This window comes from Saprospiraceae bacterium, assembly GCA_016716185.1.
Classification (GTDB): Bacteria; Bacteroidota; Bacteroidia; order Chitinophagales; family Saprospiraceae; genus Vicinibacter.
The window spans coordinates 884049-899166 of record JADJWV010000002.1 but is presented as its reverse complement, the minus strand read 5'-3'; the positions used below and the strand labels follow the sequence as shown (position 1 = coordinate 899166).

The window sequence follows — 15118 nt, the reverse complement described above, 5'->3', positions numbered from 1 at the left end:
AATTATTGGATATACTGATTAATAGGCACATAATCCTTTACATATTCGGGAATTGTTTCTCGCCATCCATTTAAGGCTTTAAATTCAGCCATTGTGAATCCACCATAAACATTTAATTCTGCAAAATGCTTATTGTTTATAATCTGCCTGAACTTTTCATCTGCTACATAAGCCTTCAAGTAGTTTTTAATGTGTGGCACGTATTTACTCTCCGGTTTGTAAATAGAAATGAACTTATCACACTCATCTTCTAGTTTATCATCTTTAGACTTAAATACATCAATCAATCCAAATGCACGTTCCAAAAACTCACGCCATGTAATGCGTCTATCAAGATTTTCTGATTTACGGATTTTGTCAAGATTGAGGTATAACTGAGGCTTATCTTCATACTTATCTCGAACTATTTGAATGGCTTTATCCCATTGTTCGTTCTCAATAGCTGATTTTACATCAGAATCCTTTTGCAACTCATCACGAGCCTTTTCAAATAGCTTACGATCCACTTTCATTCCTTCAATACCAATATGCGTTTCCGTAATGGTCTTAACTTTGTCCGGATCAAAGACCTCAATCTGATCAATATCAATTCCATCTAGACCATCTCCACTTCCACTCTTTTGTTTAATTGGTAGTTTTAGAATTTCATCATAGTCAAACTTTTCTTCAAAATATTCACAGTTGGCAAAGAAGTCAAAGAATTTAAAGTTTTGTTTTGTAGTCTTATGTTTTTCTCCGTATTCATCGGTATATTCAAAAGCATGCTTGCGAGTACCTCTACCTTTTATCTGTATAAAATCAGTGGGCGAAAAAATAGGTCGCATCAAAGCAAGGTTTAGAATATCCTCGCAATCATATCCTGTCGTCATCATTCCTACGGTGACGCAAACTCTGGTTTTGGTGGATTTATAATTTTCAAGAAAACGAGTATGTCCGTTCAAATTGTTATTGGCAAAATTGATTGTGAATTGTTGAGCATCCGAAATGTTTGAAGTGATCTGTAAAGCAAAATCAGAATTGTATTTGTCCGGCCATATCTGTGTTGCCAATTGATTTAGAATTTGTGTGATCTTGGATGCATGTTTCTGGCTAACACAAAATACAATACTTTTTCCAATTTCTCCACTTATAGGATCTCTCAGTGCATTTTCAATAAAGGTTTGACAAAAAACGGTATTTGTCTTTTCAGAAAAGAATTTCTTTTCAAAATCTTTTTGAAAAAATGTTTCTTCACTTTCACCACCTTCGTCATTGTCTACCATTATGGCATATCCTTTTTCGGAAAGTAGTTCAGTGGTGATATCAGTTCGTGCATCAGAAACAATTGGATTTATTAAGAAGCCATCTCTAACGCCATCCAACAATGTAAAACGGAATGTAGGATCTCCGTTTTTACAACCAAAGGTTGTGTAGGTATCCATGAGTTGACGACGCTCCCAAGCACGAGGATCTTTCTGAGATAATTTTTCAGGCTCAACATTTTTTAGATAGTCTTTAGGTGTTGCCGTAAGGCCTAATTTATAACCTACAAAATATTCAAAGACAGCTCTGGCGTTTCCTCCAATGGCCCTATGGGATTCGTCAGCAATGATTAAATCAAAGTCGGTCGGCGAAAATAGTTTTTTGTATTTATTTTGAGCGGATAAACTCTGGACTGTTGATATTACAACTTCTGCTTTCTTCCAATCATCTCGATTTTGTTTGTAAATTACAGAAGAAAAGTCATTGCTTAGATAGCGAACAAAATTCTTATGTGCCTGATCTTCAAGTTCAAGACGATCAACTAGGAATAAAATTCGTTTTGAATTGCCGGTGCGCAAGAACAATTTAATAACTCCAGCTGAAATTAAAGTTTTCCCAGTTCCAGTTGCCATTTCAAAAAGGAAACGATCTTTTCCTTCTCCAGCAGATTTTTGTAAAGCATGAATGGCCCTTAATTGATAAGGTCGAAGTATTCTCAAATTCTCATCCCAGAGATATTGCTCTCTTGTTTCTTCGTTTTGATATCGGGGATCATTTTTAAAATTTGGATTCTGTGTTAATGCAATATAATCTTCTCCAACTTTTTCTTCAGTCAGTCTTTGATTGTTAGGTGTAAATCCTTGCCGATGTTTTAATGATTCTTGCGTAGGAAATTCAGTAATGATTTCCGGATCACCTCGTTCCAAATCCCAGAAATAATGGAGATTTCCATTAGACAGAATTACAAATCTTACATTTTGAGATTGTGCATATCTTCTCGCTTGTTCTTTCCCGTCAAGCGGATTCTTTTCTTCTTTCTTTGCCTCTAAAACAACTAGAGGAAAACCTTTATCATCTAAAAGCAGAAAATCTATAAATCCCTTTTTAATCGATTCAAAATCATCACCAAATTCATCAGTAGCTTTCTTTGACAATTTAACATTCGTCTCAAGTGCGATATTAGCTTGCATATTATCTAAATCAAAAAATCTCCATCCTGCATCTTCGAGGAGTTTATTGATTTTGATTCTTGCTTTGGCTTCCTTTTGATTGGACATTTGTTTATAATAACCTTTTTATATTTACTTATAATAGCTCAATTAGTGCTTTATAACAATAGGCTTAAATATATGGAAATTTAAAGGAAAATAGTTGAAGTAGGTATTTTGGATTTAATTAAAGCTCCAAATCTCTGTCTTGATTTCTGGACTGCCTCAGCTTGGCGAGATCATGGACATTTGTTTCTAATTCAAATTCCTTTTGTCCGGAACTTAGGCCATTAATATAAGAATTGGTTGGGCTGATATTATGCAGAATTGCATCAAGGAGTTTGGGTTCATGGTTGGCAAGGATATAACCGTCATTAAATCCTTTTATGAATAGTTTTTCATTAATTTCCATCATAGATTTGGTTTGCGTTTTTTTCCAGATAAGAATTGATGGAGTCCAGATCATAGAGAATGATCTTTTTCTCAGGTTGAGAAAACCGAATTTTACCTTCGTCTCTTAACTTTTGAAGGGTAGTTTTAGACTTAATCCGGAGCTTTGACATAGCCTCTTCAGGCGATATCCATTTGTCCTGTTTTATGCCTTGTTTCTCCTTGACTTTGGCTACTACCTTATCTATAAGAGCATAAAACGCTTCATCTTCAAGGCAAATGACTTCCATGATTCAAAATTACTAAACTTTACTATAATGATGAATCATTGAAATAAAAGGCAAAATTTGTTTGACCTATGTTTAACCCAGCTAAAATTAAAAAGGTCCGGATTTCTCCGAACCTAGTACCCGGGGCGGGACTTGAACCCGCACGGCCATCACTGGCCACAGGATTTTAAGTCCTGCGTGTCTACCAATTCCACCACCTGGGCCTGATAGTCGTTAGAAGTCAGTAATTAGTAATTACATAAAATTATCTTCAGAAAACAGAACTAATGCCCCTCTAACTTAATTTTTATTGCCTATGCAATAGTTGAAGACTCAAAGATATTATTTGGAACCAAGTTTGCCTCTTGCTTTTGAAAAAATTTTAAGGAGCTCATTTGCTTCCGAACTTAACATAATTAGCTTTTCCTTCTGATTTAAATATAATCTTTCAAATAATTCAAGCCAGAATAAGGTTTCATCAGCTTCTTCAATCACAATATTTATCTTAGAATACCATTCTTTATCAGATCTACTTACGCAAGCAGCTCGGAAATTGGAAGCGATTGAAGTAGAAGATCTTATTAATTGATTTTTTAAAATCTTAGTTTCCTGATTATCAGGAATTTGCCTCAATATTTCAATGACATTGATTGCAAACTCGAAAGCTCGGATTCGGTACTTATCGTTGAACATAAGGTAACCACTTTCCTTTTCGTAGATTATTGAAATGTATTCTCCAACCCTGTCTTAAGACCTATTTATTTCAGAATTCTATAAAACTGATTGAAAACTTATTCTTGTGGCCTAACCTATAAAGATTAACAACAGCCAATTTCAGCATTTTGCTAACCATTGACTCCTAACTTCTTACTACTGAATTGAGCGGGAGACGAGACTCGAACCCGCGACCCCAACCTTGGCAAGGTTGTGCTCTACCAACTGAGCTACTCCCGCAATTATTACATAAATAATTAATAATGAATAGTTTATAAAGATTAATTCCTTTGAATAATCTGTAAAATTACCCCTTTCTAAGGGAGTGCAAATATACAAACCGATTTGAAAAATAATCAAAATATGACCTCAATTTGTGTTTATTACAAATCCCTGGCCTAAATACCTTTTAATTCCATAATTATATTCCTTTTTATAATTTTATAAGCGCTTCCCTGAAAACCACCCCACCCTTCCGGCCAACCAGATAATACATTTGTGAAGGAAAATCACTTACATCAACTGAGTTCTTTGCGTTTAAATTCAGAATGTGGATTTTCCCATTGATCGGGTTGATCAGCTGGAGTTCATCAAGATGTAAATCCGGGTCAATACATAAATAACCGCTGGTCGGATTTGGATAAACGATAAGGTCTTCCATTCGATTATATTCCTCATCCCGATTATTTACAGTTTCAAAAATGGGTAAAATTAATTGCTGTTCCGTTTTACATCCATATTTTGAAATGCCTGAAATGTGTAATTTTAATTTATCGTAACCTTGCCCCTGTTCAAGTTTCTTGTTCAGGATCAGATAATTCTCCTCGAGCATAAAAAACGAATTGTGTTCTCCCAACGAATCATTCACAAATTGATACTCACAATTAATTGTATCTCCTTCCTGATTGAGACTAAATACTTCTGCAATGGTATCCCCAACATTAGCCGACCAAAGTAATCGTTCGTTGCTTACAAATGTTAGTATTGTATCAGCACTTGTTTCAAGAATAAACGGGTCCAAATCATTGCCAATGTTCTGGTTCTCTAAAAAAACAATTTGAGGCCATACATCCAGAATTCTATCCTGGGATGCATCATACAATTTGAATTTCACCTGACTACCCGAAAATACGCTGTCGTATATGGTTAAATAAGCATAATTCCTCCCGTTGTTTTCTCCATCGAAAAATTGTACGCCTCTCACTTCCTCTCCTACAAATGCCGCGATCATATCCCGTTTGTCATTGGTCTCTTTACATTGTATGATTCCAATCCCGGTTAAGGTCATCGTAAACTCATACTTGGCAGGATCGACAGTCCAGTTCGGTTGTCCAAAAACGATCATGGTGATCCCGAGAATCAGAATCACCATGATACCTTTCTTACAATCTATGAATTGCATTCCCTTAATCAATTAATATGCTCTAAAAATCTTCTGGCTCTTGTGCTTATCTGCGCTGATCAGTTCAATCACATATGCAGCAGGCGGTAAATTCAACTTCTTCAGATCTAACTTGTGATGGTTAAACCCTTTGTGAATGGCAACTTGCTTCAAAAAGATGGCCTTTCCATCCATATTCGTGATCTTCAATATTGCATTTGGATCGTCAATTGTTGCATTGTATTCAACATTGATTACATCTTCAAACACATGAGGATAAACCACAAATCGATCTTCATTTTCCTCTGTCGATAATTTTTCGCATATGCTTTGCGGAATCTTAAACTCAAACGGATAATCCATTTCTCCCAGTGATGCATTCACTTCAAATGGGATTTTCAAATCCAGTTTGTATTCGACATCTGTTTTGCGGTCAATCAGATAAACGTCCAACATCTCCTGATCATCTCCGGCAACAGTTAGGAATCCATAATCTTTCGACTGCAATTCTTCAAAAGGAGCTTTTCCTCTCCAATGACCAGATGCATCTTTTAATCCGATTCCATATCTGCCATCCGAAAATTCTTCCTTGCAAGGATGCTTCAACTCTCCTATGATGGTCATGTTTGAATTGAATACACCGTGTTCCACTTCCCAATATGCATCTTCGTCTGTCCTGACGGTCAGGTCTGTGAAATTATCAAACATACCTGCGATCGGATAATAAAATGATTTGATGCCATTGGATTTGTACATGTATCCTTCTCCGGGTATCATGGTCTTCAAACTTCCGATCCAGCCCAGAGATGGTCCGTTGTACACTGCAAAATTGGTCTTGCCTTTGATCAGATCTCCGATCGATGCGTTCAAACCTCCCAACGCCTGAGTTACCGATTGTTGTCTGATTGATATAAATCCAATCCACGTCCATCCGTTCGATAAATTCATTTTAACCAGGGTTGGATTCACCACCGTACCTTTTAATACCAGCGTGTCGTTGCTTGATGCTAAATTCAATTTGTACATCGATTCGGGTTTGATTCCGTAAGGGCTAGCCCCGGAATTCAAAGAACCACTCCAAACCCCTAAACTGAAATTTGCAAATTGGTCGCGGTTTTTAATCTGCGCTCCCGTTTGTGAAACAGAAGCCAGAATATTATTCAAATCGGTCGGTACCGGATTGTTTAAAAAGAAGCTCAACCAGCTCCAGCCTTTCTTCAATGGAAACTCGTAAGAAACATTAGCATTGGTCTGGAATATCTTTGGATCAATTAATGTACCTACTAATGCAGATGCATCAAATGTGAGATTCGCAGGAACAACCGTAACATCCGTATAGATCTTTCCAGCACTGGCATCCCACACTCTGAATGTAAGGGCTTCGCCAGTAGCGGTATTGCTATATACATTCAAAAACACCCTATAACCTGCAATTTGTGGCACGTATTCCACATGGGCAACCCCTCTCACCTGCTGTCCAACAAATGCTACCAACTTATCATTGACATCTGCAGAAAACACTCCGTTGATCTTAACTTGTCCGATGATCGTCATGTTGTGTTCATAAACTGTCGGATCAACAACCCAGTCGGGATCCTTCGCTTTTACATTCAGGTCAATGGCTAATTTTTCTTTGTAATTAAAATCGGTAAGCAGACCAACATTGATGTTGTATTGCCCCAAATTGATATTCGGATCTACTTTAAATGTAACCGGGACGATGCTGTTCGGTGCAATCGATCCGGTTGTGGGAGTGACCGTCAACCAGGACGGAATATCTACGATGTCAAATTTTTTCACTGCTCCACCTCTGTTTAAAATGGCAGAATTAAATTCCAGTGATTCCCCTTTTAAAATGGAAAAATTGAACAACTGATCCTGCCAAACCACCTGATTTTTATCAATATAAGCTATCCAGGTCACCGGCGACTCCATTACGTTTCCATGAAGGTCTTTGATCCCCTCTACCGTAATATCCAAAGTCACGTTCTCGATCAACTCCGGAGCCGTCGTTGGGGTCAAAATAATCTGATCGTTGTTGACTGAAAAATCAAATGCAATTTGCTGTACTGGCCTTTGAATTTTTATGGTCGGTGTATTATTTGCTAAATTTGTTGTATTCGGTGTGACTGCATGAGGCACTGCTGCCTGATCTGTAAAAGTCGGAGTCAGAATAGGAATTCCTGATGGATCTTCAGAATATGCTTCAAAAGGTAAATACAACTCCAGTCCCAACTCATCACCCATCATCCTGTTTTGTTTATCGCGCTTGATCTGCTCTACCATCCGCGCAAGATTCCAGAATCTGAATTCATCGATCCGGCCTTTGTAATAATTTCCGATCGTCTCCGATTGTGCAATGGTGTATCCACGCGCGCCGATATACATGTTGGCTCCACTCAGCTGACGGAAATTTGTCGCCAGATATGAAGATTCAAATTCTCCATCGATGTAAGTGGATAAATTACCAACGCGATGCATGACCAGTGCAAAGTGATGCCAGCTACCATCAAAATAATTTTTAGTCGTCAGTGGCAGGTCCAATTTATTATGTTGAACTCTTAGTATTCCGGCAGGATCTTTAATTATATTCCACGATATCAATGAATCGGATTGAAGTCCGTTGCCGGTTCCATTTGAAAACAAACATACCGTTTGATTTGAATTGCTAGACCTGAACCAAAATTCCAGTGTAAAATCCATATCGTCGGTAATTGCAATATTTTGCGTATTGACTTTTAAATGCGCATTTGCAGGTGAAAAATTAGCCGCAGAGCCACTGGGGGTAATTTGCCAGGTAGCACCCGTGATCAACGCATCTCTGCGTTTCAGATGTTCGATCGCTAAATTTCCAAAGGCTTCATCCATACGCCAGTTATGCAACAATCCGGCTTCCGTTCCTGTAAGCAGTTTTGATTTGAACACAGAAAATTCGGATAATGTCCTTGCGCGATTCCAGATCCTCAGTTCATGTATATTTCCTTTAAATGGATATGCAGCTTGTGTAGTCACCGTGTTTTTTCCAATCATTGCATGACTGTTACCGGTATACTTGGCAAGTATGCTCGTGGCTCCATTGTTGATAACTGTAGCTGTGGTTACCGCATCAGCCAAATACATTTGAGCTGTTTCTGTTTTATAATTATAACTCAATGCAATAAAATGCCAGTTGTTATCTGTAATTGCAGTTGTAGACGTTACCGTTGAATTATTGATGGTAAAAACCAATTTATTATTCGCATCAAATGAAAGTGAGATCCTTTCATTCACATCCACACCTTGTGAGAATATGACCATCTGACCCAAGCCATCTCTTTTGATAGATAATTCAATGGTAAAATCTCTGTTGTCTAAAGGTATTCCTCCATTTATACTGAGACAATCATCAACTCCATCAAATGACAACGACGTCGAATGATCCACATCGGTTCCGTTCGTGACTCCCCGGATATCAAAATGAATGGCGGGATTGATGGATCCCAGATCAATGGGCTCATTGAACTTAATAGAGATCTCATCATTAGGCGATAAGATTCCATCAGCAGGAGACGGATGTCCAAATGCATGTGGGTTGATCCTGTCAATAACTCCGGAATGCGTTGCCGAAGCTTTTTCGGCAAGTTCACAATTGGAGACAATCCTGAGATCGTAAGCTCCATCGGTGAGTTGCGATACATCCCAGTCATACAAAGTAAATGGTGTGTTTTGCGGAATGGGTTTCGCTGATGGATCATTCAAACCACTCGTATCCTTATGAAATGTTTCTATAGCGATCCAGTTCGGCGAACTCGATGGTTTGTAATCCAACCGGATATTTTCCAGATCAAAAAAGTTGATGTTGTAATCTATTATAGCTACCGGCATCGTATCATGAAATGAATTGTTGAGCACCCATTGATCTTCCGGCAATGCCATGGCTGTTTTGGAACAGGTCGGTAAAAAGTGCGCCGATAAATAAACCGAATCCACGATATCTGTATTAAACCCGGCACCACCGGTATACTGACATTGAGAATGTATCGTGACTAAAATATTATCATAGTTATACACAGGACCCGGGCCTTTCTCGATTGTAAGAACTTTGTTTATGGCTGTTCCAGCAGGTATGACTAAATTCTGCAAAGGAAATCCATCTATCAATACAATGGCTCCAAATGGATTGCTTGCACCTACGACATCCAAAGTATATCCCATGATGAATCCGTTTTCTGATTCATTACCCAGGGTAAGATTGAATACTGCGGCTTCATCTACCGGTATATTGGTTTGAATGGTTGGACTTGCACTGATTGTTGGTTTATCAATTTGCAAAGTTCTGGCGCTAATTTCCGTACCCGGATTGTAATATTCTGTGAGTGTAGCAGCTTCGTGCGGACAAGATGTTTGTCCGCCGGGTTTTACTTTAAACACAGGTCCCCAACCCAGCAACGATGGATAAACATCTACAGAAAATAAATCGCCAATATCAGGATCGTTCAATTCAAAACTTACCGTTTCTGTAGAATCTTCTTCCTGGCCCCATTCTCTGCCACTGGTAAATTTCATTTCAACTCCTTTCTCAAATTTTACACCATTGTTGCTGACTTTGCCTTCTACTTCAGCCAGGAAATTTGCAGTCATGGCATACTCCAAGGTACCGTTGTAGGCACTTGCTGTTTGATGACTCATGGAAGATTTTATATTGGTTCCGCCACTCAAGGTATAATTGGTGGACGCTCCCATCGCAGCAAACTTCTCTTCTATCCTTTGTTTTTTAGCCAAATAAGTTTGATATTCCTCAAACAATTCCGCCAGGGCAATACCGGTACCCGTCATGACTGCAAACGTAATGTAACCTGCAAAGGCGACTCCGGGAACCGGGGTTGCGATCAATCCATAAGCAACAACTACTCCACCGATACCATTGGCTACTATCAGGGCAATATATGCAGCCTTGACACCACTGTATAAAGAATCCAAATTGTCAAGTTCAACTTGTTTCAAACTGTCAATAGCCGTTTGATTATTAATATTTACTTTTTCCCATTCATTCAATCTGATGGCATTTTCCCACAACATGATCTGGTGGTTGAGTATTCTGACAGAATCTGTCAAGGTATCCTGAATGGTAGTAGCCATGTATTGATAGCTGGGACCATCCAGATCGGCAAAATCACCGGTATACGGCGTTGTACTGGTGGCTAATGCTCCAAAGGCGGGATCGTCATTATTTTTACCATAATTCTCATGGCCGATCGGCAGTTTACTCATATACTTGGAGTTGGTCTGCAGCATCAAATTCCTTAACTTATACAGATTTGGAATGATCAGATATTTGACATCGTATTCATTAAACATGAATTGCGTTTCGTATCCACCCGGAACTACCGATAATCCATATTTTTTGGCAAAAGAAAACATTCCGCCGGGTTGAGCAGCCATACCACCGATACACTCGACATTGGTACAAAGTCCATCCGGAATGATCGCCAGTTCTTCTGCTACTCCGAATTGTAGATTTTTAGATTTGCCGATATATAAATCGCTATTGGCCCCTGGAGAAATCACGGTACCACCATACGTTGACCACTCACGGGTGTTCGTTGTGGTTACAGATTGTGACCCATTGGTACCACCTCCAATTTCTGCTTTAAATCCAGCTGAAATATTGGATTGGATATCTGTTTCAATCAGAACACCAAATCCTGCTGTAAACTTAGCCCCAACTAAAATTGCATCTTTGGTGTGGACAGCTGTTCCTAGATTCCATTTCCAGGTTGATTTTTCTGTTTTTGTAGATCCCACTTCTCTTGTTGCCATGCTGGCACTACCTGGAGGATCGCGCAAAATATATTCCGGAACCTGTGGTCCAAATGTTACAAATTGTGCTCCATTGGATTGCGTTCCTAACAAATATGCTCTGTAAACCGCATCTCCTCCCACGGGGATCTGTGGCACCGGAACCGGCAACCAGGGAATGGCAGTTCCGTTGCTGGTCACCAGATTGATTTCAAGTTTGCGGGTATAACTGTATTCAGGTATAGATAAGTTTTCCAGAAAATTTGGAAATCCAGGTTTAAAAGAATAGATCAAAGTTTTTAAAGTATCCAATGTATTCACACTTGCAAGCTCAACTTCAACATTGGGAACATCTGATAATTCATTGTTGAATTTCAGAGTCCCATCAGTAGTGGGAACGCTGTCGATCACATTGGGCATCATATCGAAATTGGTATACGACTCGAATACTTTTATCAGACAGCGATACAAATAATCAGGAGCCTGCTGATGGAATACCGGCCACCTGAACGGATCTGTTTTTAAATTCACTGTTGTAGTAACATTTGTGACCGGGTTGTGGTGTGTATAAATTGTATCTCCAATAAACGGACTCAATCCGTCCCGGTCATATACCGCGATTTGTGGATTTACTCTGTGAATGTAATCCAATTGTTTATTGAATTGGACTGAATCAATGGATACGACACCGCCCTGGGTGTTAAAAGTCGTATCGTACTTTGTAAATAAAACGGGTGTCCCGGAAAGATCAACAAGGCTGAGCACTCCAAAATTAATAGCTGGGTTATTGACAATTTTAACGGAAGGTACATACCTCAGTGGAGGAAGCCAAACCGTGTATTCCCCGGTTGCAGGATCCGTATAAATCGTATCCGTCGAACATCCATTTCCTTGTTGCGATTTCAAAATGACCTCTGCAACACCAATGTTATTTTTTGATTTTCCTAATCCCGGGATCTTACTTCCCTCTCTTAAACCCCCTGCAACACGTCCAACCACCTTAACTAAAGTAGAATCGATAAAACTAATACCTGCAAGGTCTTCCTGAAAATCATATTTACCGGTTGCAGGAAACCGCTTTACAGCATAAACATGCCCGGGCTGCTCAACTTCAATAAAATGTTCTCCAATGGGAACCTGCACGTCAAAAGCACCAATCGCATCTGTTTTAGCAGCAACACCATTTACAATCAGAATTTCTCCATCCACTTTAATAAATGCATCCGGAACACCACAAGTGGTCTCTTTATAGATAAGACTTCCTTGCACCCTGAAGGAAGATTTATCTGTAAAGTTGACATTGTTGTGAACTGAAGCTCCATCGCCAATAAAAAGTCCGGTCGTTGAAGGATTGAATTCATGTGTCAGATAACTTGGTGTTAAAATGAAAACTTCACCCGGACCATTGTAAGGAATGACAATGATGTAATTTCCAGCCGCATCGGTATAACCGGATGCACTCAATTGAGATACAGACGGAACAACATCAGACCAGGAGACCATCCCATTAAAAGCTGCATGATTTTTATTAAACAAACTTCCGTTTTTCGAACCGTCGTAAGCATAAGTGCCCACGCACTCGTTCATTCTCAGATAGACAATTAATCCTTGCTCACCACCGGTCATCAGCCGTGCATGATCTTGTAACATGCCTTGAATGGACTTTGATTTATTCCAGATCCTCAATTCATCTAAATTGCCCTGTAGGCCATTTCCAATGGTAATGTCCACGGCCGGGTCATCGAGATCTACTACGGGAAGGAATGCCGCGGGAATCTTTTTGGAAGCGGCCCAGACACCATTGACAAATATCTGCATACTATCACTTGTTAGTTGCGCAGCGATGTGATTGTAATTGTTCAATGATATAATTGAACCCGAAATATTCAAATTTGTAGTTACGCCTCCGGCTTCGTAAATGGTAAATCTATATTGATTGGGAGCCTTAATATATTTTAGACAATAACTGTTTGCTTTTTCAATGATGATAAAATTGGCTGCATGAGAAGTCGGCTTGATCCAGGTTTCCAGCAACAACTGCGAACCCATAGCCAAATTTGCCTGATGAGGAATGGAAAGGTTGCCACCGGCGAAAAGCAAACTTTTACCATTAAATCCAGAAGTATTTTCTGCAGTTATTTTTACATTGTTGACTGCTATACCTCCTGAATAGGTGACCTGACCTGTAACCGTTCCTGTTTTCGTTCTGAATCCAATGGCTTCAGATGTATTGGAATAGACCGTAGTATTTTCGCAAAGTCCTTCGGCTTGTATTCTATACTCATACAGCACGCCGGCTTCTGAAAACTGGTCGATGTATAAATTTGTGCCGCTGTTTTCAGATGCTATTTGAGTAAAAGGGTCTGGACTACCCAGAATCTTTCTGTAAATTTTAAATTTATTGATGACATTGCTGTTGTTATTCGTCCATTCGAGTTGAATTTTATCGGCAAAATACCCTTTTGAAGCCTGTAACGCATTGCTGTCAAAAGTATGCTGCAACATGGGCGTCAACATGGCTGATGCCTTTTGTGTTCCGTTGCCGGTAGGATAACATGGTGACTTTGCTTTGACTTTGTAGGTATATGTGACACAAAGATTCACATCCAGATCTGTGTAACTTGTTGTATTGGCAGGCACTTCGATAAGCAAAGCAGCTCCGCCACCTAAAAATGTTCGCTCAAGTATGAAACCATTCTCAATCGAAGTATTGTCAGTCCACATGACTTTGATCTTATTGGTATCTGCCGTTGCAGTCACACCGCTGGGTTCCGTTGGTATTCCCGCTGCATTTCCCGGGGGATTAATTGTGGCAGAATATGTTGTCGACCAATCACCACATACATTCTTTGCCTTCAGGCGATAATAATAATTGATATTTGGATTTACCGAACTCATATCGAGATATGACCTGGTACTCCCCGCAAGCGTGTTGGATAACACGGAAAAACCGGAATTGGCTGAAGTACTTCGCTCTATTAAAAAATTCTCCGGATTAGTACCCGGCCACTGCCATTGCACTAATATTTTTCCATCACATCGATCAGTAGATGCGGTCACATTCGTAGGAGGATCCAAGGGTCCTGTGCGCCGACCATCCATTGGCGGATCTGTATAGGCAGAATAATTGTCGATATATGCATTAGGCTCAAACAATGCTCTTACCTTATAACTGTAAGTTGTGCCTTTAACTGCCCCGAAATCATCGTAAAATCCTGTTTTTCCACCATTACCAATATATGCATTATCACGGTAAACATAGACTTTCCAATCATCACCAAAACAAGGGTTGCTTGCAGGATTTGTCCACGAAATTCTGACTTTATCACAATGTTCGTCTACTGTAGCCATAAGACCTGTAGGAGCATTGATAGATGTGCTGCTAGCCGATTTTTCCCAATTTGAAATGTTCACATCACTGTCACCCCCGCCCCCATGCCAAAGTCCGTTAATTCTTACCGTAATATCTGTACCAATCAAATCGCTCGGTAAGCCATAAAATCTTACTTTCATTTTTACAAGGTCTTCACCACTTCCCGAGACATAAAAATACGACCAAGTAGTTTGAGCCGACCCGTAATTAAATCCATAATGAAAAGTTTCACCATCCGTAACATCAGTTAGTGTACACAAATTGCATGTGTAACTTTCATGTTCCCAGAAAAAAAACTGTTGGTAATCTCCGTTTGTTCTTTTAAAATCGAAATAAATATAGTCCATCCAATCATTTACACCATCCTTATTAAAATAGAGCAAATTGACTTCTATATACCCGTCGCAAGTATTATAACTAACATCCCAGTCGTTCGTGCCAAATTCATGCGCTTTAAGTTCGTTATTAGCTATAAATAATAGAAATAACAAAACGAGTCTGGAAAACAGCAATCGAAAGTTGATCATAAGTTTTGATTTATTAAGTTGAAAATATTTTGCAATCGTCCTGAAATATTCAAATAACAAATGAAACTGCTGCAACAAAACAACAGTCATCATATTGACAAACGGGTCAATTCATGGATTTAAGTCTGGAGTTTCAGTTGCCGAACCTGAGGATAGTTCAATTACATGCATACGAAATGCATGCACACGCTTCATTCAATTCTTACATTTTGGTTGTTGGATCACTGGTGTCAAAA

Annotated in this window: 6 protein-coding genes and 2 tRNA genes; all 8 read right to left on the bottom strand. The window is 39.2% G+C overall.

Translation table 11 applies throughout. From position 1 onward, the window contains the following. Positions 1-2 precede the first annotated feature (2 nt). On the bottom strand, positions 3-2519 hold the full coding sequence (locus tag IPM34_05375) for a DEAD/DEAH box helicase family protein (protein MBK8954972.1): 2517 nt from the start codon (positions 2517-2519) through the stop codon (positions 3-5). Between the two features lie 118 nt (positions 2520-2637). Continuing rightward, positions 2638-2865: a hypothetical protein gene (locus IPM34_05370; GenBank protein MBK8954971.1), complete on the bottom strand. Its 228-nt coding sequence runs from the start codon at positions 2863-2865 to the stop codon at positions 2638-2640. Then, positions 2852-3130: a helix-turn-helix domain-containing protein gene (locus IPM34_05365; GenBank protein MBK8954970.1), complete on the bottom strand. Its 279-nt coding sequence runs from the start codon at positions 3128-3130 to the stop codon at positions 2852-2854. Before IPM34_05365 ends, IPM34_05370 begins: the two co-directional genes overlap by 14 nt. A gap of 117 nt (positions 3131-3247) precedes the next feature. After that, positions 3248-3333 (bottom strand) — tRNA-Leu (locus tag IPM34_05360). A 118-nt stretch (positions 3334-3451) separates the two neighbouring features. Beyond that, positions 3452-3802 carry a four helix bundle protein gene (locus IPM34_05355; protein ID MBK8954969.1) on the bottom strand — a complete coding sequence of 117 codons (351 nt, stop codon included), beginning with the start codon at positions 3800-3802 and terminating at the stop codon, positions 3452-3454. Between the two features lie 188 nt (positions 3803-3990). Further along, positions 3991-4063: transfer RNA gene (locus IPM34_05350), tRNA-Gly, on the bottom strand. 193 nt (positions 4064-4256) lie between these two features. Then, positions 4257-5225, bottom strand: a complete 969-nt coding sequence (locus tag IPM34_05345; GenBank protein MBK8954968.1) for a hypothetical protein — start codon at positions 5223-5225, stop codon at positions 4257-4259. Between the two features lie 12 nt (positions 5226-5237). Then, on the bottom strand, positions 5238-14882 hold the full coding sequence (locus IPM34_05340) for a hypothetical protein (GenBank protein ID MBK8954967.1): 9645 nt from the start codon (positions 14880-14882) through the stop codon (positions 5238-5240). Positions 14883-15118 lie beyond the last annotated feature (236 nt).